This window comes from Snodgrassella sp. W8135 (assembly GCF_016101225.1).
Taxonomy (GTDB): Bacteria; Pseudomonadota; Gammaproteobacteria; order Burkholderiales; family Neisseriaceae; genus Snodgrassella; species Snodgrassella alvi.
In genome coordinates, this window is sequence record NZ_JACFQX010000005.1 from 103,570 (window position 1) to 123,687 (window position 20,118).

Sequence of the window (20,118 nt, forward strand, 5' to 3'; positions counted from 1 at the left end):
ATATGATATTCAACAGGAAAAGGAAAACAGCATGAGTGGTCAGGTTTGGTTGTATGTATTAATTGCTGCAATAATCGGTTTGGTGCTTGGTATGGGACTGATGTGGCTGTTATTGCGGCGCAGTAATCAGAATCAGCAATATCAGTCAGTTAAAGCCAGCTTTGACAGTTATCGTCAGCAGGTAGACCAGCATTTTATTCATACGGCCAGTGCTGTAGATGAGTTAAACCGCTGCTATGAAAAAGTATTGCAACAACTCAATATTGATGCAAAGCAATTGATGGAAAAAAATACTTTGCAGGAACTGCTACAGAAACGTGCTGATAAAAGTGTCACTTTGGCATTTATGACCAGTTCAGAAAATAAAAATCCGCAAACAGATGCGGATTCGACCTTGCCTTATACTGATGTGATGCAAGCGGCCGTCATCCCAATTAACGGCATGCCGGATCAGGTACCTGATCGTATCGGTCCTAACGTGATACATAGCCACGAGCAGCTGACACGTCCTAAAAGCAAAAATACTACACGTGACGGTGGGCCAACAGAAAAATCAGTTGATCTACAACAGAGTAAATCCTGATTAGGGTTTAATGCATTAAAAAATCAGGCTGTAGCAAAACTTTTGCTACAGCCTGATTTTTATTTTAATTAGCGTATAAATTCGATATTTTCCGGTTTTTTCAATCTCTGTTTAAGTAGTTTAGGTAAAAGAGGATGAAAATACCAGTGCTGGTCATCCAGCCGGATACAGCCTGCCTGAGCCTCAATCGTCACATTCGTATTAGTTACGGCATCTGTTTCAGTAACACGTATCTGATGCCATTTGCCCCAGTCGCAAACCGGTAATAATGGCGCATATTGGATAACTTTGTCATTTTGGTCTGCTATAGCTGTTTCTTTACGGCAGTGACCATCACATAAATGAGCAGCCTGTTTCGGACAAGGCTCATGAGTGCTGATGCTTTGCGGCAGAATATCCAGTACCGCTGGGCACAGATCATAGCGGCGTGCCCAGTCAGATAATGCACGTTTTGCTGCACGCGGATGAGCAAATAATCCGTAAGGCGGATATCGCAATATTCCTTCCTGTAGCCGAATAATTCTTGCCTGTAATTGTCTGCGCTGATTGGCTACAAAAGAAACCGTATACCAGTTAGCAGGTGAGGAAGATTTAGATAAATGTGTCTGTGTTTGTGGGTGTAACTGATAGTAACCATATAGCCATAATGCATGCAAAGAGCTGACTGCGGGAATAAAATTAATTTCTGTAGTATTTTTCCAGTAGCTTTGTGTATTTTGGCGCTGAAACTGTAGACATACATCGGTAAAAGCCCGTTCCACTATCATTAAAGATTCAGGCTGATTCGGAGTATGTTGTAACAGAAGCCCGGAGCTGTCTGGCAGTGCATATAATTGCTGACGTAATTCAGGTTTAAGCCATGCAGGGAAATAACCCGGTTTAATCATTGCCCGCCACTGAGACTGCCAAAGGGCATTATCATGCTCACGCAAGCTGCGCTGTAAAAACTCAGTTAAAGCAAGAACGTCACCCATGGCACGATGGCGGTCGGCTGCATTCAGATTAATCTCGAAACGTGCAATAATGGCATCGAGATTATGTTTAAAATGCTGCGGGTATAATTTGCGTGAAAAGGGGACCGTATCAAGTGTTGGTGCTGCAAAATTAATATTATTGCGTGCAAAAGCATGACGCAAAAAAGTGTAATCAAAGCGACTATTATGTGCGACCAGAAGGTGCCCGCGCAGTAAAGGTAGAAGCTCACCTGCAATGTCGGTAAAGCTCGGTGCATCCTGCACCATTTCGTTGCTGATACCTGTTAACTTAGTAATAAAATCGCTGATGGGTTGCTGCGGATTAACCAGCCATTGATGTCGGCTGATACAACCCTGATGAAAACGTAAAATAGCAATTTCAGTAATCCGGTCCTGAGCGAAATGGCCACCAGTGGTTTCAAGATCGACTATGGCAACAGGCAGAGGCAGCGTACAAAAAACCGCTGCCAGCTCGGCAAATGCAGCGGCGTCATCGTTGGTAACAATACTCATGACGCAAATAACTAACGCTTAAAAAATAGTCATTCTATACTAAAATGCAGGTTATGGAATAATGCCTTTATACTAAAAAGCTTAATGAATTTATATAAACACTATCTATGCAGGTCTCCAGAATTTAAATATGAATTTATCTGTCGATAAAACAGTATATTGCTTAATATTGCCATTTTTTAATTATGACTGGTCTTGACAGTAATGCCGATGTTACCTATACTGCACATCTTTCTCGCACCCGTAGCTCAGTTGGATAGAGTATCTGGCTACGAACCAGAGGGTCGGGCGTTCGAATCGCTCCGGGTGCACCAAGTTTCCGCGCCCATCGTCTAGCGGTTAGGACATCGCCCTTTCACGGCGGTAACCGGGGTTCGATTCCCCGTGGGCGTGCCAGTTAATAAGAAAAGCCAGCTTTTTAAGCTGGCTTTTCTTTTATCCAGATTTTTGTTCAGAATTCATATAGGTATTGAACTAATTTAAGTAAGAGTGACTGGTTTTTTATTCAGGTAGTCCGGTTATCTGAATTTTTCCATTAATGTTTAATGTGAGACGAGTTTCACCGGCTGCAATATCCTGAACCGGAGCAGAACCGGCTGTACGGCTTAGCATCATAGGTTGAGCATAGGCTGCATAATTCTGGGTAGGCTGGCTATTGCCTAAATTTATATTCACTATTTTGTATCCATGACCGCCTAGTTCATGAGTAATTTGTGTTGCACGCTCCTGAAAATGGGCAATGGCCTGTCGGGTTAATTTTGTTTCATAGTTTTTCAGTGTTGTATCCGCAACCTGATAATTTATAGCTTCAATGGTTGCCAGACGCTGTACTGTAGCAGCGAACTGATTTAAAGCCACTAAATTTGTACTTTTAATCTGTATCAGAGCACTGTCTTGCCAGCCATTATCGATGCGTTTATCTTTTTGATAATCAAATTTTGGCTCAACCGCACGCGTTAATTGTGTGGTATTAAAATCAGCATGTCGGTGTGCATTAGCCAGAATCTGATTCAGTTGACTGGTAACTTTATTGCTGATCTGCTGTCTGTCCGCTCCCTGTTGCTGAATCTTTAATACCAGCACCATTTCATCCCGGGTAACTGTTTGCGACGCCTGTGCACTCAGCTCTACTACACCATAATTTAATTTTATTTCTTCTGCCAGACTGCTACTTGTTGAATATACAGATAGTAATACTATGATGATATATGAAATAAAGCGGCGGTTCATTGTACAAACCTTTGTCACAATATAATTAAAGCAGATTAGCAAGGTGACAGATTAAATACAATAATTATTTGATAATAATGGGAAAAGATGAGGAATATACAGAGAATTTAGAAATAAGGGTGGCGAGCCAAACCCCCGGCACTGGTCGCTTTAAGATGGGCTGCTTGCTTCCGCACCTGACCCGTTGTCCTAAATAACCATGCGGGGAGACCCGCCACAGCGCGGTATTATACCGGTAGTTAGACTAATTCCCAACTATTTTCTTAATTTTAATACAAACAAAAATAGCTATTGTTAAAACAATAGCTATTTCAAATAATTAATCGCAAAAATTAAAGGCTGATTTTGGTTTTACGTACACCATAATCCGGTTGAAGCAGAGCGCATTGCGGATGATTATGACGGCTGAAACGGCGCGCACGTCCCGGAATTTGCTGACAGCTGACACTTACGTCATTACTATCCTGAGTTCTGCCTGTCTGATTATTTGCATTGGCCTGATTGGCTTTAGCTGCTCGTTCGCGCTGACGCGGTTTATCACTCTCAACTTTAACCGAAGAAGTCTGTGACGCTTTATTTTCAGCGGGTGCCTGTTCCCACCAGCGCGGTTCAAAGCCTTCAATGCGTTCAATTTGCAGGTTATTCTGAGTTAATTCTTTTATTGCATTAAATACTTTTTGTTCCTGCTCATCCATCAAGGAAATAGCTACCCCTTCAGCGCCGGCACGACCGGTACGCCCGATACGATGTACATAATCTTCGGCATTCAAAGGTAGCTCATAATTGATGACAAACGGAAGTTCAGCAATATCCAGACCGCGTGCCGCTACATCCGTGGCCACCAGAACACGCAAACTGCCTTCCTTGAATTGTGCCAGTGTTTCCAGACGTGTTTGCTGAGATTTGTCACCATGAATGGCTTGTGCACTTATCCCACGGCGGTTCAATTCGCGATTAACCTGATCAACACTTTGCTTTGTATTACAAAATACAATTACCTGATTCATGTTCAGATCACAGATCAGCCGCTGCAGAAGTGAACGCTTGCGTCCGTTATCCAGTGCAATAATATGCTGTTCCACATTGGCAGAAGTGGTATTTTGTGCCGCTACCTGAATTTTTTCCGGATTATGCATAAAATCCTGAGCGAGCCGTTGAATGGCCGGTGCAAAAGTTGCTGAAAACAGTAAAGTCTGACGCTGTGATGGCAGCATTTGCATGATTTTGCGGATATCGTCAATAAAGCCCATATCGAGCATTCGGTCTGCTTCATCCAGAACCACAATTTCTACTTTGTTTAGCTGGATATTCTTTTGTTGTACGTGGTCAAGCAAACGTCCTACTGTGGCAATAACAATCTCGCAGCCCTGACGTAAATCCTGTTTCTGAATCTCCATATTCATCCCGCCAAACAGCACAGTCTGGCGTAAAGAAAGATTTTTCAGATAACTCTGTACATTCTGATCAATCTGGTCAGCCAGCTCACGGGTTGGTGTCAGTACCAGCATACGCACAGGATGCATTGCCGGAGATGTACTGGTATTGGCATAGCGTTTCAGTCTTTCCAGACTGGGCAGCATAAAGGCTGCAGTTTTTCCTGTGCCTGTTTGTGCGGCAGCAAGTAAGTCCATACCTGCCAGTGCTTTCGGAATAGCCGCATACTGTATAGGTGTAGGTTCGTGATAACCCTGTTCTGTTAGCGCAGAAACAATTTCCTGAGATAAACCCAGGCTGGCAAAAGCATTCATTTTGACAACCTCCAGTTGTTGTCTGCAAATACATACAACTGTTACGAATTGGATAGAATAGATGACTGTTCAAATATCATTATTTTTAGAAAAGCACCATAACGGCAGATGGTAATCATTGATGTTATGGTTATCGTGACAAAATAGTCACTAATGTAAACCAATAGTGTATCATCTTTATCAACCCGTTATAAACTTGACTGCTATCTGGCTAAAATTAAATAAAAATTCGTAAATTAGCATTTGAATGAAGTCATTACAGCTTTGTATAACCTTTTGCAGACGGGCATTCAGCTACTAAGTAACAGATAACAAAATCGTATAATTCAAATAGATAGCATAAATAAGCTTTTGCTAAACATCTAATCATAGGCTTATGAGATAATTAAGTTTATTAAGTTAATCATACAGTACAAGCGAGCATATCAATATGTCAGATGAAAAAAGCAAGGCTTTGGCTGCGGCACTGGCGCAGATAGAAAAGAATTTTGGTAAAGGTTCCATCATGAAAATGGATGGCAGCCATACCGATGAAAATCTCGAAGTAATCTCTACCGGTTCACTCGGACTGGATCTGGCTCTGGGTGTAGGTGGTTTACCACGTGGTCGTATCGTAGAAATCTACGGACCGGAATCTTCCGGTAAAACCACGCTGTGTTTGGAAGCCATAGCACAGTGTCAGAAAGATGGTGGTGTATGTGCATTTATCGATGCTGAGAATGCCTTTGACCCGATTTACGCCCGTAAACTTGGGGTAAAAGTTGAAGAATTACTGGTATCACAACCTGACACCGGCGAACAGGCTCTGGAAATTTGTGACATGCTGGTTCGCAGTGGCGGGGTGGACATGGTTGTTGTTGACTCGGTTGCAGCTCTGGTACCCAAGGCTGAAATTGAGGGCGAAATGGGTGACAGTCATGTCGGCTTGCAGGCCCGTCTGATGAGTCAGGCTTTGCGTAAACTCACTGGTAACATCAAAAAAACCAATACTCTGGTTATTTTCATTAATCAGATTCGTATGAAAATCGGTGTCATGTTTGGTAATCCTGAAACCACTACTGGTGGTAATGCACTGAAATTCTACTCATCTGTACGTCTGGATATCCGTAAAACCGGTCAGATTAAAAAAGGTGATGATGTTATTGGTAATGAAACACGCGTTAAAGTAATCAAAAACAAAGTAGCTCCGCCATTTAAACAGGCTGAGTTCGATATTTTGTATGGCGAAGGTATCAGCTGGGAAGGTGAGTTGATTGATATCGGCGTTAAGCTAGGCATTGTTGAAAAATCAGGTGCATGGTACAGCTACAATGGCAGCAAAATAGGTCAGGGTAAAGACAATGTACGTCAATGGTTGAAAGATAATCAGGAAATAGCCGACGAAATTAATCTTAAAATTCGCAATAAAGTAGGTATCACTGCTCAGAATACCGAAGGGCAGTTGGATGATACTGATGGTGAAATGCCTGCCGAAGACTAAACGGGTCTGTTTTAAAAAGCTGCTTAGCTACGCTAAGCAGCTTTTTTATTAGCTTATATGAGTTAAAAATCGACTGGAAAATTCTGGATAGTATATGGACTTTTAATATGGCAATAAAGCATGATTCAGATAGTAGCCCTGGACAAAAATTGTTACGTATATACCAAAATATTATTTTCAGAAGATAAATGCCACTATCAGTCTGAATTAAGTAAACAACTAAATTGTTCTGCACAAACAATTATGCGATTAGCAAATGAAATAGAATAATCAATTCCTAGCTGTTTTCTAACAGGACTTGATAACGAGCGTCGATGGTACCGCTTGCAAGCTAAACACCACAATATGTTAGGACTCGATTATCAGGAGCTAAACTATCTAAGTTTATGTCAGGAACTTTCTAAAGCTTTTATTCCACAAGAGATTTTTAAGCGTTTAGATCAAACTATGTTAAAATTATCGACACTGCTATTAGAGCAGGATTCTGAAAAAATTCCGTATACAAATAAACCCATCGTTTTTTTAGTAAAGGAAAGATTGATTATTCAACACATGATTCGATCATCGAAAATTTATTAATTTGCATCAACTCTCATTATTCTTGCCATCTTCATTATATATCCGATAATAATCCAAATGGTAAAAATCATTATTTTATTCCTAAAAAACTTATTGCAATGAATAATGCTTTATATGTCTTTGGCGCCAGTACAAACCATGCCGGTAAAGAACTAATCAATACTATGTGTTTAGCCATTCACCGTATCAAAAAAATTAGATCTAATTAAACAGCAAATTTATTTAACTATTCCTGACCCAAACACTTTTGGTTTACCTTGGCATGAACCTCGCACCTTTACCATACAGTTTAGAAAGGAAGTTTCAAACTATATAAAAGAACGAACATGGGCGGAACAACAAAATTAGAGGAGCTAGATAATGGTGATATTGCATTAACGATTACCACATGTAGTGAACCCAAACTTATGGCATGGGTTAGAAGTTTTGGAAAAAAAGCGTTGTTCCCTAGTTTAATTGAGTAATAACAGTAGATAAAAATAGTAGTGAAAAAACTTAACATTTATATTTTAGATGAGGAAAATAGCATGCCAATACCGTTATTGATTTTTGGCGCTGCTGCTGTGGCAACAGCGTTTGGTGGAAAAAAAGCATATGATGGACATAAAACCAAGCAAGAAGCCAATGAAATTCAGATGAAAGCAATTGAAAAATATAATAACAGAAAAGAACAATTTGATAAAATACAACAGAATACCAATGAAGCACTAAATAACCTAGATGTTCTGGAACTGAGTATTGGTCAATCAATTGGTGAATTTGAAAAATTAGCTAAGGAATTATTAGTAAAATTAGAAAAAAGTGGTTATAAAAACCAAAAATTGAGTATCCCATCAAACCAATTAAAGAAAATTAGTGATCTTTCTATTTCTACGACTGGATTTTTAGCGACAGCTGCTGCTGCAGGCGCCACCGGTGCCGCTGCAAGTTTTGCTGTTTATAGTGGAGTGATGGCATTTGCTGCAGCATCAACAGGTACCCCTATTGCAGCATTGTCAGGTGCCGCTGCCTACAATGCAACAATGGCTGCAATTGGAGGTGGATCACTTGCTGCTGGAGGTTGGGGAATGGCTGGTGGTGCGATGGTATTAGGTGTAGCAGCAGCCCCTATTTTAACTGTTGCTGGTTGGGCTTATGCAATACATGCAGAAAAAGCATTAGCGAATGCAGAAGAACAAAACAATAAAGTTAATGAAGCCTTAGAAAAAATGAACTTGGCCGAAGTACGACTGAACAAAATAACTAATTATATACAACGAATAAATCTATCACTGACTTCTATTAATAATACTTTTATTGAATATTTCGATGCCTTAAAAGCAATGCATCAAACTATTATGAAGCGTCATCAAGGGGAAGATATCTCAATTGATGAATCTAAAGAATGTCTTCAAAAAATTGATAACGGTTATGCATTGGCAGCTATTATGACTGAGATTATTACTACTCCGATTTTTAAATCCCAAGTTGATGAAGATGGAAAAGCGGTTATTGAAGATGGGCAAGTACAATTTGTCACAGATGAGGACGGAGGTAGCGTACTTAATAAAACTATTTTAGATTCAGTTTTATCTGAACAGTCTAAAAAATATGATGAAATTTTATCAAAATAATTATATATCGCCGGATATTTTCCGGCTTTTTATAAGGAAGGATCATGTATAAAGCTGAAATAGACTGGAGTCAAGAGCTTCATCAAATTATTGTTAAATCACTAGCAACCTCTTTCGGATTAGATTTTTTATTATTTGAAGATAAAGATGGTGGTGATGTCGATACCATCCATAATGTGAGAAAAGGGATTTACGCGACTGAAAAGGAAAAAGAGCAATATGATAATCGAGGGAAATATGATTCTCATAAATATCATTCACACCCTAATTATATTGCAACAAATAAGCAAGGTAAAATTGCTCATCAACAAGGGGAGTTATATGATGAATATACAGATAATGTTTTTAGTATTAATGATAAAAAGAATCTAGATCACGTTATATCTGGAAATGAGATCCATGATGATGCAGGAAGAATTTTAGCCGATATGAGAGGGGAAGATTTAGCAAATGCTGAATCAAATCTTTGTTTTACTAATGAAAATATTAATAAAAAGAAGCAAGATAAGCCGATGGAGCAGTTTATTCTGAAACTACAGAATAAGCGTATTGAAAATCAACAGAAAATAGCTGAACTCAAAAATAAACCTCATTTAACCGAACAAGAACAAAAGGAATTAAAAAAATTAGAAAATATAGATAATGCTGATTTAGCAAAGATGAAAAAAATCGATGAAAAAGCGAGAGCAGATTATGATCACAAGATAAATCGTAAATATTATACCAGTAGTAGATTTGTAAAAAATATTACTAAACAGGCTGTTATTTCAGGTTTTAAAATGGCTACAAGGCAAATGCTGGGGCTGATTTTGGCTGAAGCGTGGTTTGAACTAAAAGAATCAATTCCTGCTATATATAAAAAAAATCGTCAAGATTTTACCATCAATGGTTTTATAAATGATTTAACGAGTACATTTAACAATATATGGGATAGAATTAAAAAGAAGTTCCATACATTTTTTATAGATTTTAAAGATTCTGCAATAGGTGGAGTGTTATCAAGCATTAATACAACCTTGATTAATATTTTTTTTACAACGCAAAAACAGATTGTGAAGATACTTCGAGAAATTTGGGGGAACTTAGTACAAGCAATTAAATTAATATTTTTTAACCCTCAATCATTACCTCTAGGTCAATTAATAAAAGAAGTAGGTAAAATTGTTGGTGCAGGAATTGCTATTTCTTGTGGTGTAATGATTAACTCAATGTTATCTCAAGTTAGTACATTCCCTTTTGGTGCAGAAATAGCCGCTTTTTGTAGCACCTTAGTTACGGGAATTATTACATTAGGGGTAACTTATTATCTTGAAAATGGCGAAGTTTGTCAGAAGATTTGGTCATTTTTAGATAAATTCTCTGATAACAGCACTAAAAGACTTAATTTTTATCGTGAAGTTAATAAAGAATTAGACTGTTATCTATTAAAACTTTACCAATTAGAATTTAATATTGATACTGAAAAACTTGATGCCTTTTCATTACGACTATCTTCAGTAAATAATGAACTTGAACGAAGTTTTATACTAGAAGAGGAAATTAAGGAACGAAATATTAAATTACCATATGAAAAGGGAAATACTGATTCCGTAAAATCGTGGTTAAATTCATTATGAGTTTTTTAACACATTTTCCTGTGACAAATGTGGCATGTGTTGTTGTCATGTAAATTTATCACTAGAAACCCAATTTTTGGATAGAGGAGATGGTATTTGTATTGCTTATAATCAGCATTTAAAATTATGTCGTATTTATGATGTACGTCCAGATATTTGTCGAGTAGATGAGCAATATATAAAAAATTATAAAAATAAATATAGTTGTATAGTTAAAAGAAAGGTAATTGCTTATGGAATAAGCAATACCATTGATAATACGGAAATGAGTTGCAGAGTTAGAGACCATTCCATTACTTCAGATATGCATCTGATAAATGCTTTTAAAGCGGATTTAAGTTATGATGTTGAAAGGGAAAATAGTACTATTTGTAAAAATTTCCAATCAGAAACCACACCTTTTAAACAACACCAAGCATAAATCATGATCACTTTAGCTGAATATCAGCAACAAATGACTGCCGGCTATACTCATATTCCATTAGTACAGGAAGTGCTGGCAGATATGGATACACCATTGTCACTTTATCTGAAACTGGCAAATAAACCATTCAGCTATTTGCTGGAGTCGGTAGTAAATGGTGAGCGTTTTGGTCGATATTCTTTTATCGGTTTGCCCTGTGATACCTATATTAAAATATCCGGACAAAACACAAGGGTATACCAGAAAAATCAGCTAATAGAAACGCATCAAGGTAATCCACTGGAATTCATTAAAACATTTCAGAACAGATATAAAACTCCTGATATTCCTGACTTGCCAAGATTTACAGGCGGATTGGTAGGTTATTTCGGATATGAAACCATTTATCACTTTGAACAGATAGCCCACCGGCTGAAGCAGGCAGACAAACCTAATCCGATTGGAGTGTCCGATATTTTTCTGCTGCTTTCCTTAGAGCTGGCGGTTGTGGATAATTTATCAGGCAAAATTTATCTGATTGTTTATGCCGATACCAGTAAAAAAGATGGTTATCAGCAGGCCAGAGCACGTTTAGAAGAGTTACGCACCGCGCTGCGTCAGAGTGTGCAGTTGCCATTGTCACTTGGCAGTGAAATAACTGAGCCAGTGGCAGAAACTGGCGAAGAGCAATATAAAAATTATGTTAAACGGGTGAAAGAGTACATTCTCAATGGCGATTGTATGCAGGTTGTCCCCAGTCAGCGTCTCAGCATGCCTTTTTACGATAATCCATTGAGTCTGTACCGTGCTCTGCGTACTTTGAATCCTTCCCCTTATTTATTTTATTATCATTTTGACGACTTCTATGTGGTAGGGTCTTCTCCGGAAATTCTGGTAAGACGTGAACAAAGCAGCGTTACAGTACGTCCTATTGCCGGAACGCGTCCTCGGGGCAGAACACCAGACGAAGATCAGGCACTGGCACAGGATCTGATAAATGATCCTAAAGAAGTGGCCGAGCATGTCATGTTAATTGATCTTGGACGCAATGATGTCGGACGCATTAGTAAAATCGGTCAGGTAAAAGTTACCGATAAAATGATTATCGAACGCTATTCTCATGTAATGCATCTGGTATCCAATGTTGAAGGTGAATTACAGGATGGAACATCGAATCTGGATGTACTGGCTGCCACCTTTCCGGCTGGTACGCTTTCAGGCGCACCAAAAGTGCGTGCTCTGGAAATCATCGAAGAACTGGAGCCAAACAAACGCGGTGTTTATGGCGGAGCAGCCGGTTATTTGAGTTTTTCCGGAGATATGGATTTATGTATCGCTATTCGTACTGGTGTTGTCAGAAACAATACACTATATGTACAAAGTGGTGGCGGTATCGTCTTTGATTCAGATGAAGAACTGGAATGGCAGGAAACTCAAAATAAAGCCAGAGCAGTAATCAGAGCGGCGCATATGGTGCAGCAGGGTCTGGATAAGTAAAGCAGATAATTAGTTACTTAGAATTAACTATGGTTGATGCACTATTATTTATAACTATTCCATCAACCATAGTTAAATATCGTCGCCAATACTATGCAGTAAATCATCAGCTAATCATTTAAATCACAAATCAGCATTAAACTGGTTGTAATTTCACTTTAATATCTGCCGGCGGAGCATAATAGGGCGCAGAGGTAACCAGTAATTGCGCTCCCGCACGAACATATTCCGCTATATTTAATAAAGTAACGCCACCGGCAGCAGACAATAAACTCATTGGCGCTAATATTTGCTGTTTTGCCAATACCAGTGCAAATTCTTCCGGCGTAAACTTATCCAGCTGTACAATATCTGCCTGGGCTGCCAGTGCTGCGAAAGCCTCTTCGATATTATCTGCTTCGACAATAATTTTCTTTTCCGGCGCAGCATACTTTAAACGCGTTACCATAGCAGCCCAATCATCCGGCTGCGCATAAAAATGGCGGTGATTGGCAAACAGCAGAACAGACTCAGCTGTGCCGGCACGATGTAATATTCCTCCGCCATTTATTACAGCAGCAATAGCCAGAGATTTCGTACCGGGAATACTCTTACGCGTGCAGGCAATTTGTACCAGCGGATTAATCTCATGTGCGCTTGCCAGCATTTGCGCCATATATTGTGCTACACCACTGCACCATTCCAGTACATTCTGTGCTACCTTCCAGCCCTGATGCAGATTTTCAGCTTGACCAAAAGCGGTTAACAGCACGGTTTCAGCATTACCATCAGTACCGTCTTATTCTTGTATCACTACTTCCAGCCCAAGCTTCTGCAACAGCCTGGCTGCAATGGCCACACCACTAACCCTGCCAGCTTTCTGGCGACAGAGTGTCATTTTTCCAGCCTGCCGGCCAAAACCTAAAGCACGGGTGGTTAAATCACCATAAGCGATATCATCAAGCAATAGTTTATCCAGTTCAGCATCAGATAAATAAAACATGGTATTTCCCCGTTAAATGAATAACTGCAACCTGCGCCTGTTTCTTATCAGTTATGTCGCTATAGCATATACCGATAAATATGAGAAAAATAATTAATCAATAATTAACAGATAATGCTTGTTTTTGAAAACTATAAAGCTTAGTAAATAAACCATTATTGCTCATCAAGTCTCGGTAATTACCTTGTTCCGCAATTGAGCCTTTATCCAGAACAATAATATTATCCGCACCGATAATCGTTTTTAAACGATGAGCAATAACGATTACAGTCCTGTCCTTGACCAGACTGGCGATTGCTTCCTGAATATAAATCTCATTTTCAGGATCCAATGAGGCGGTAGCCTCATCAAGCAAAATAATAGGAGCATTTTTTAATAATGCTCTGGCAATTGAGATTCGTTGCCTTTCACCGCCCGATAATTTACTGCCGTTTTCACCTATTAAGGTATTCCAGCCATCTGGTAATCGGGCAATTAGTTCATCACATCTGGCTATTTTAGCGGCAAGTTTGACTTCTTCATCAGATGCATTATGCCTTCCGATGCGAATATTGTTCATAATCGTATCATCAAACAATACCACCTGTTGGAAAACAAAAGCCATTGAATGCATCAAGGTTTCAGGGTCAATTTGCTTAATATCAAGATTACCAATGGTAATCCTCCCCGAATTTACATCCCAAAAGCGCGCAATCAATTGTAATAAAGTACTTTTACCACTGCCTGATGGTCCAACTAATGCTGTCATTTTTCCTTCTTGAATAGTGCAGCTTAAATTATTAATAACGTTTATTTGATTGTAGGAAAAATTAACATGATCAATATTGATAGTATGATTAGCAAAAGTCACATCTTCTTTTCCTTCCATAATAGACTCAGATTGTAAACTTCTCATTCTATCGATGGAAACAAGCATATAAAACAGCTCGGGTAATAATGTCAAAATAGAAATCAGAGGGCTATAAATTCGTGAACTGATAATAACAAAAGCAATAAAAGTAATTGGATTTAAGCTACCAGAAACCATCAGCGAAACACCGAGTAAAACCACTATGCCTAAACCGACTTGTAGTGTCATAGTAGACAAAGTGACAATAATTCCTCCTATTCCTTCAAACTTAATTGATGCCCACATCATTTTTTTAAGGGCTTTATCCAGGCGTTGAAATTTTTTACCACTTATTCCGTAACCTTTGATAATTTTGATACCATCCAGATATTCCTGAACTTCGTCGGAAACAATTAATTTAGCCTGAACATGTTTTTCACCAAATTTTTGTTCAAGTCTTTTACCAATAACAACAATAATAATAGAAATCGGCAGAGTACAAAAAATAGCACCAGCCATCCGCCAATCATAAAATGCTAATAAACAACAAGTTATCAGGCTGCTGATTGAATAGCCGATTAATTGAGGTATCACATGGCTAAGCATGTTCTCAATAACGGCACAATCACCCATAATATTAGCCGTAAGTTCAGAAAGATCTTTTCGATTAAAAAAACTAAGCGGTAGTTTGCGGATTTTTTCAGCAACTTCAATTCGGGTATTGGCAGCCTGACTAACAGCATTAGCATAAGTTTTTTCATATTCTCTTTTATAACAAAATAAGAATAATAAGGCTGAAACTACGCCTGCTCCCGCCATAATCCATAAGTAATTTATATTTACAGGAATTTGGTCAGTTAATGGCTTAATTAGCAGGATAATTATCTGCAATAAAATGACAAACGGTAACATTAATGTCAAATTAGAGATGATACAGGCGATAATAGCTTGATTAAGATTTTTATTCTCTGCATCAGACAACATCAATAATTTTTTAAACATATGCCACCTCATCATCTTGACCAGACTGATGCATTTGCCAATTTAATGTTTGCTTATAGTATTGCCACATTTTGTAATAGGTATGATGCTTATCAATTAGCTGCTCATGCGTTCCTCTTTCAACAATTCGACCTTTATCTAATACCACAATTTGATTTGCATCTTTTATTGTTGATAAACGATGAGCAATCATAATAACGGTTTTACCCTGCATCAAAACTTTCAAGGCAAGCTGAATTTTGTATTCATTTTCAGGATCAGCAAAAGAAGTGGCTTCATCAAGAATTAAAATAGGTGAGTTTTTTAGTAATGCGCGGGCGATTGCTAAACGTTGCATTTCACCGCCTGAAAGATGCAATCCTTTAGTACCTATTACCGACTGATAGCCGTCTGGCAGCTTTTCAATAAATTCGTGACATTGTGCAGCTTTGGAGGCGGCAATAACTTCATCTAACCGGGCATCGGGTTTGCCGATTTTAATATTATCTAAAATAGTTTGTTTAAAGAGAAAAACATCCTGAAACACAAAACTCACTAACGACAATAAATACTCACTTTTCATTTGCTTAATATCTACACCACCAATCGTTATCGAACCTTCATCAGGATCAAAGAAGCGAGGAATAAGCAATGAGACTGTACTTTTACCACTGCCGGAAAGCCCAACCAGAGCAGTAGTTGTTCCTTGTTTTGCCGTAAACGAAATGTGACTTAGCGCATTATTCTCTGAAGCCTCACTACCCTGAATCTTATTGTAGGCAAAAGTGACATCATTAAAACCAATATCATAACGATTTACTTCTAAACCAGATTCGGGTTCAGCTAAAGGTTTTACGTTTAAAACACTATCCATATTTTCAACGCTTTTAATTGCTTTTTGAAGGCCTTGTGAAACATACATCAGTTTTAAAAAAGGCGCTGGTAATGCCAGTGAGAAAATTAAATAAAAAATAGAAGCTAAGATAAAATTTGCATAATTATCTACAGAACCGAGTAAGAAAATTATTACTAGGAGAATAAAAAGATAGATGTTATTTAATATCAGTAGAAAAAATGCCATATGATATTTAAAACAATCAGTAAACTTAAGGCAAAATACTTGATACGCTTTGATTGACTCATAAAAGCGTTTAAATGAGAAAAAAGTTTGATTGAAAGCTTTTACAACAGCAATACCACGAATATATTCAACTGAAGCATTACTCATATCAATGAGTCGATTTTGAAACTCCTGCATATGGTTTTTAATATCTTTACGACGGTAGCCGCTTATCAAAACAATATAAGCCAAAATAATGGGTACCAGCGTTGCCAACCCTAAACGCCAGTCAAAAACAGCTAAAATAATTAAAATGATAATCGGAGTCGCAAACGAACCAACCATATCAGGGAGTTGATGAGCAATAAAAATTTCTATCTTTTCAATATCATCATCAACGATTTTTCGTAACTCTCCACTCGAATGTTCAGTATAAAATCCTAATGGTAAATATGATAAATACCGAACGAAATTATATTTCAAATAGTAAAGCGTTTTAAACGCAGCAATATGCGAGAAGCAGAGTGCAAGGAAATTAAAAAATAGCGACAATGCAGCCGCAATAAAAGCCAGCCAACCATAATGAATAATAAGCCCGTTATTTAATACGTCCTTATTGACTAAACTCATTATTATTTCGTAAACAATATAATAAACCGAAATAAAAGGGATAAAAGCAGTAGCAACACTTAAAACTGAAAATAAACAAGATATAATAATTAAAATTTTATTTTTAAAGGTGAGTTGCCAAAGTCGAGAAGCAGGACTGTAATTACACGGTTTCATTAAATGAGCACCTTATTGAAGTAATAATAATCATTATCATTTATTATGTATAAAATAACAATTCTTTTTATAAAACAAACAATATTATGAAGTTTGTTAATAAAATAGTAGGCCTTTAGTGCAACAAATTTTGCACTGGGCCATGATTTTGAGCTGATACATGACCATAATGGAAAAGATTGCTCTACTTCTTAAAACTATCCTAATGACGAACAGTTGATTAAATAATTAACTCAGTTAAATTACCGAGCAGAGTTTTTTTTTATTGCACTATAAGAATTTATTTTTTGATCCCGTTCTAAAATAGATTTCTGAATGAAACGAGAGAATATATTAAAAATTGTTCTACGATATTTAATGAACTCTATTTGATTAATTCATGACAATTTATTTTGTTTTTAGTTGTCAATAATTCCTAATAAAGATAACAGATTGCCAGTGATGTTCTCATTTCATAAGCTATATCTATCTGGTATATAACCATTGATAATTTTGTCGTATATAACCTTTACCTGAAAAGGATATCTATCTGAATGAAATTCAGGTACAAAAAATGTAAGCTAAAACAGTTAATACTCAAAGTATTATTTTAATAGCTGTAGAAAAACTAAGAGGGTATAGAAAAAGCATACCCTCTTAGTTTTAAATTGACAGAGATAGATACTTATCAGCTAATATCCAGCACCGCATGGAACGCAGCTTGAGGAATATCTACACCGCCAAACTTACGTTGTCTGACTTTATTATCTTTTATATTTTTAGCAATTTTTCTCTTTTTGGATAGAGAGCCGGAATATCCTTTTCCGGTTACGCTTTTGCGTAAGGGCGGAATATCCTCACGCGCAATAACTCTGTTTTCAACCACAGACTGAACTGGCATGGGATATAACTTACGCGGAATCACATGCTTCATTTTCAGAGCTATTTGCTTACCGCGTTCATAACTACTGCTGCGCGGTAAAATAAATGAAAATGCATCTACTATTTCATCATTCAGCCAGATATCCATTTTCACTAGATCAGACGTAATATAACATCTGTCGCGGTAATCAACTGAAGCATAACCATGCGTGATGGATTTTAATGAATTGAAAAAAGTATAGGCAATTTCAGAAATCGGCAGCTTAAAAAATAGTTCCGCCATTTTGTTATTGAGGTAGGTCATATCAACGAATATACCTCGCTTTTCCTGGCACAGATTCATAATTTCGCCAATATTTTCCACAGGAATAATAATGGCTGATTCGATAAAAGGTTCTTCAATGGAAGCTATTTTTTCAAAACTCGGTAACAATGTCGGATTATTTACCGTTATTATCTGGCCATTAGTAAGCGTTACTCGATACTCAACACTGGGAAACGTAGAAATAATTTCAATACCATGCTCCCGTTCCAGTCTTTCCTGAATAATTTCCATATGCAAAATACCTAGAAAGCCACATCGAAAGCCACTGCCAAGTGCCAGAGAATTTTCTTGTTGATAAACAAAGGCCGAATCATTCAGAGCCAGTTTTTCTATCGCATCGCGCAGCTTTTCCTGTTCCTCATTTTTAATAGGAAACAAGCCTGCATATACCATGGGTTTAACATCTTTATATCCGGGTACGGGCGGAGTGTCTGGTGCATTAATATCAATTAAAGTATCACCAACTTTCACATTGGACACCACCTTTATATTAGTAGAAATATAACCTACCTCGCCCGCAACAAGCGTTTCAACAGACCTCATTTCAGGCAAAAATACACCAATCTGTAATGCTTCAAACTCCAGTTCACTTTTGATCATTTTAATTTTCTGACCAGTAGCCACCGAACCATTGAAAATACGGACATGCAGAACCACACCACGATACATATCGTAATGCGAATCAAAAATTAAAGCCTGAAGAGGACGATCCTGCTCACCACTAGGTGCCGGTATTTCTTTAACAATAGCATTCAGAATATTATCGACTCCGGCCCCTGTTCTGGCCGAAGCCAATATAATATTGTCTAGATTAATCCCATCCAGCTCTTCGAGCTCTTTGGTAACACGTTCTACATCCGCATTTGGCATATCAATCTTATTGATAACCGGAATAATCGTTAAATTCTGTTCCTGCGCTAATTTTAAATTAGCAATAGTCTGAGCCTGCACTCCCTGTGTGGCATCAATCACCAATAATGCCCCTTCACAAGCGGCTAAACTGCGGGAAACTTCATAGGCAAAGTCAGTATGACCGGGCGTATCAATCAAATTAAGTTCATACTCAGCCTGATCTTCGGCTTGATAGTACATTCGCACAGTCTGGAGCTTAATAGTAATACCACGCTCTCTTTCAAGCTCCATATTATCTAATAATTGCTCTTTCATTTCTCTTTCGCTGACCGTTTTTGTCATTTCAATTAACCTGTCAGCCAGCGTAGATTTACCATGATCAATATGAGCAATAATACAAAAGTTTCTAATATTATTTAGGTTCATATTCCCATTCTTTCAGATTTTATTCATTTAATAGGAATTAAATGTAATAATTAGAGTAACTCGAAGTCAAGCTTAATATCCCGTCTTTACTAATTGTGATATTTTGTTGATTTATAAAACTAAAGAGGTAAAAAATGGTGGATTTACAGGATTGTATTTTATCAATAGCCAATAATGGGCAGTTAAGCCTCAAACCTAAATATTCCGTAACCGAAGCGGCCCAAATTCTTGGATTATCAGCACATACTCTGCGCTATTACGATTCCCTTAATCTATTCCCGTTCTTACAGAGAGATCAGCATGACAAAAGATTTTTTTCAGATGCAGATTTACAATGGGCAAAATTAATCGAGTGTTTACGCAACGCCAATATGTCCATAAAAGATGTTCAACACTATGTAGAGCTCTGTTTGCAAGGAGACAAAACACTGGATCAGCGGCTGAATATAATTAGCCAGCAAGAACAAAAGCTGCTCGACACAATGGAAACCTTAAAAAAGCAAATAGCATTGTTGAGATTTAAAAAAGAATACTATGAAAATGCTAAACTCAAAAAAGACCCGGATAAATAGTACAGTCATCTAGTCACAAGTAAAAGGAATAGAGGCTATAAACAAGTCATCATCCCTATCGGCAGATAGTGGAGTCAAATAAAACCGCAAAACTGAGTCAAAGGCACCAAAAATAAACTCAGGAAAAACAGTTGAATGAGGAGGAAGTCAAAAATAAATGCAGGCAGGAGTTGACAGGGGATTTGTGGAGGCGTATAGTTCGCCTTCT

13 protein-coding genes, 2 tRNA genes, 1 other RNA gene and 2 pseudogenes are annotated in these 20,118 nt (G+C 37.8%); 10 read left to right on the forward strand and 8 right to left on the reverse strand.

All coding sequences use genetic code 11. From position 1 onward, the window contains the following. Positions 1-31 precede the first annotated feature (31 nt). A complete protein-coding gene (locus tag H3T75_RS09815) occupies positions 32-583 on the forward strand; it encodes a ZapG family protein (RefSeq protein ID WP_198210356.1) in 552 nt (183 codons plus the stop codon). A 68-nt stretch (positions 584-651) separates the two neighbouring features. Here H3T75_RS09815 and H3T75_RS09820 read toward each other — a convergent pair whose 3' ends face one another. After that, positions 652-2,070, reverse strand: a complete 1,419-nt coding sequence (locus H3T75_RS09820; RefSeq protein ID WP_198211620.1) for a PolC-type DNA polymerase III — start codon at positions 2,068-2,070, stop codon at positions 652-654. Positions 2,071-2,307: 237 nt separating this feature from the next. Here H3T75_RS09820 and H3T75_RS09825 point away from each other — a divergent pair. Both H3T75_RS09825 and H3T75_RS09830 read left to right on the forward strand, forming a co-directional pair. Beyond that, positions 2,308-2,384, forward strand: a tRNA-Arg gene (locus H3T75_RS09825). Between the two features lie 7 nt (positions 2,385-2,391). After that, positions 2,392-2,466, forward strand: a tRNA-Glu gene (locus H3T75_RS09830). A 105-nt stretch (positions 2,467-2,571) separates the two neighbouring features. On the opposite strand, the gene H3T75_RS09835 is transcribed toward H3T75_RS09830, so the two are convergent. The 3 genes and pseudogenes from H3T75_RS09835 to H3T75_RS09845 form a co-directional block, all read right to left on the reverse strand. Continuing rightward, positions 2,572-3,300 carry an SIMPL domain-containing protein gene (locus H3T75_RS09835; RefSeq protein ID WP_198211621.1) on the reverse strand — a complete coding sequence of 243 codons (729 nt, stop codon included), beginning with the start codon at positions 3,298-3,300 and terminating at the stop codon, positions 2,572-2,574. A gap of 118 nt (positions 3,301-3,418) precedes the next feature. Next, positions 3,419-3,516: signal recognition particle sRNA small type (gene ffs / locus H3T75_RS09840), an RNA gene on the reverse strand. A 295-nt stretch (positions 3,517-3,811) separates the two neighbouring features. Further along, positions 3,812-5,048 (reverse strand): annotated as a pseudogene (locus H3T75_RS09845) (DEAD/DEAH box helicase); the annotation flags it as partial. 430 nt (positions 5,049-5,478) lie between these two features. Here H3T75_RS09845 and recA point away from each other — a divergent pair. The 6 genes from recA to trpE all read left to right on the forward strand — a co-directional run bounded on the left by recA (position 5,479) and on the right by trpE (position 12,236). Then, a complete protein-coding gene (recA, locus tag H3T75_RS09850) occupies positions 5,479-6,528 on the forward strand; it encodes a recombinase RecA (protein ID WP_037392494.1) in 1,050 nt (349 codons plus the stop codon). A gap of 905 nt (positions 6,529-7,433) precedes the next feature. After that, complete coding sequence (locus H3T75_RS09855; protein ID WP_198211622.1) at positions 7,434-7,571, forward strand: hypothetical protein; 138 nt, start codon at positions 7,434-7,436, stop codon at positions 7,569-7,571. 63 nt (positions 7,572-7,634) lie between these two features. Then, positions 7,635-8,720, forward strand: a complete 1,086-nt coding sequence (locus H3T75_RS09860; RefSeq protein WP_198211623.1) for a hypothetical protein — start codon at positions 7,635-7,637, stop codon at positions 8,718-8,720. Positions 8,721-8,764: 44 nt separating this feature from the next. Next, positions 8,765-10,336 carry a hypothetical protein gene (locus H3T75_RS09865; protein ID WP_198211624.1) on the forward strand — a complete coding sequence of 524 codons (1,572 nt, stop codon included), beginning with the start codon at positions 8,765-8,767 and terminating at the stop codon, positions 10,334-10,336. 76 nt (positions 10,337-10,412) lie between these two features. Then, positions 10,413-10,757, forward strand: coding sequence for a YkgJ family cysteine cluster protein (locus H3T75_RS09870; RefSeq protein WP_198211625.1), 345 nt, complete (start codon positions 10,413-10,415; stop codon positions 10,755-10,757). A gap of 3 nt (positions 10,758-10,760) precedes the next feature. Next, positions 10,761-12,236, forward strand: a complete 1,476-nt coding sequence (gene trpE, locus H3T75_RS09875) for an anthranilate synthase component I (protein WP_198211626.1) — start codon at positions 10,761-10,763, stop codon at positions 12,234-12,236. Positions 12,237-12,372: 136 nt separating this feature from the next. Here trpE and modD read toward each other — a convergent pair. The 4 genes and pseudogenes from modD to lepA form a co-directional block, all read right to left on the reverse strand. Continuing rightward, a pseudogene (gene modD, locus H3T75_RS09880) lies at positions 12,373-13,218 on the reverse strand (ModD protein). 97 nt (positions 13,219-13,315) lie between these two features. Then, complete coding sequence (locus H3T75_RS09890; protein ID WP_198211629.1) at positions 13,316-15,049, reverse strand: ABC transporter ATP-binding protein; 1,734 nt, start codon at positions 15,047-15,049, stop codon at positions 13,316-13,318. After that, complete coding sequence (locus H3T75_RS09895) at positions 15,042-16,874, reverse strand: ABC transporter ATP-binding protein (RefSeq protein ID WP_198211630.1); 1,833 nt, start codon at positions 16,872-16,874, stop codon at positions 15,042-15,044. The genes H3T75_RS09890 and H3T75_RS09895 overlap by 8 nt, the downstream gene beginning before the upstream one ends. Before the next feature lie 667 nt (positions 16,875-17,541). Beyond that, complete coding sequence (gene lepA, locus H3T75_RS09900) at positions 17,542-19,338, reverse strand: translation elongation factor 4 (protein ID WP_198211631.1); 1,797 nt, start codon at positions 19,336-19,338, stop codon at positions 17,542-17,544. A 134-nt stretch (positions 19,339-19,472) separates the two neighbouring features. On the opposite strand from lepA, the gene H3T75_RS09905 reads away from it, so the two are divergent. Next, positions 19,473-19,910, forward strand: coding sequence for a MerR family transcriptional regulator (locus H3T75_RS09905; protein ID WP_084552776.1), 438 nt, complete (start codon positions 19,473-19,475; stop codon positions 19,908-19,910). The last annotated feature ends 208 nt before the right edge of the window (positions 19,911-20,118 follow it).

Excerpts from the sequence above, each read along its gene's own strand:
- lepA (WP_198211631.1), bottom strand. The coding sequence starts at position 19,338 with ATGAACCTAAATAATATTAGAAACTTTTGTATTATTGCTCATATTGAT.
- H3T75_RS09820 (WP_198211620.1), bottom strand. The coding sequence starts at position 2,070 with ATGAGTATTGTTACCAACGATGACGCCGCTGCATTTGCCGAGCTGGCA.
- H3T75_RS09835 (WP_198211621.1), bottom strand. The coding sequence starts at position 3,300 with ATGAACCGCCGCTTTATTTCATATATCATCATAGTATTACTATCTGTA.
- H3T75_RS09815 (WP_198210356.1), top strand. The coding sequence starts at position 32 with ATGAGTGGTCAGGTTTGGTTGTATGTATTAATTGCTGCAATAATCGGT.
- recA (WP_037392494.1), top strand. The coding sequence starts at position 5,479 with ATGTCAGATGAAAAAAGCAAGGCTTTGGCTGCGGCACTGGCGCAGATA.
- H3T75_RS09855 (WP_198211622.1), top strand. The coding sequence starts at position 7,434 with ATGGGCGGAACAACAAAATTAGAGGAGCTAGATAATGGTGATATTGCA.
- trpE (WP_198211626.1), top strand. The coding sequence starts at position 10,761 with ATGATCACTTTAGCTGAATATCAGCAACAAATGACTGCCGGCTATACT.
- H3T75_RS09860 (WP_198211623.1), top strand. The coding sequence starts at position 7,635 with ATGCCAATACCGTTATTGATTTTTGGCGCTGCTGCTGTGGCAACAGCG.
- H3T75_RS09905 (WP_084552776.1), top strand. The coding sequence starts at position 19,473 with ATGGTGGATTTACAGGATTGTATTTTATCAATAGCCAATAATGGGCAG.
- H3T75_RS09865 (WP_198211624.1), top strand. The coding sequence starts at position 8,765 with ATGTATAAAGCTGAAATAGACTGGAGTCAAGAGCTTCATCAAATTATT.
- H3T75_RS09895 (WP_198211630.1), bottom strand. The coding sequence starts at position 16,874 with ATGAAACCGTGTAATTACAGTCCTGCTTCTCGACTTTGGCAACTCACC.
- H3T75_RS09890 (WP_198211629.1), bottom strand. The coding sequence starts at position 15,049 with ATGTTTAAAAAATTATTGATGTTGTCTGATGCAGAGAATAAAAATCTT.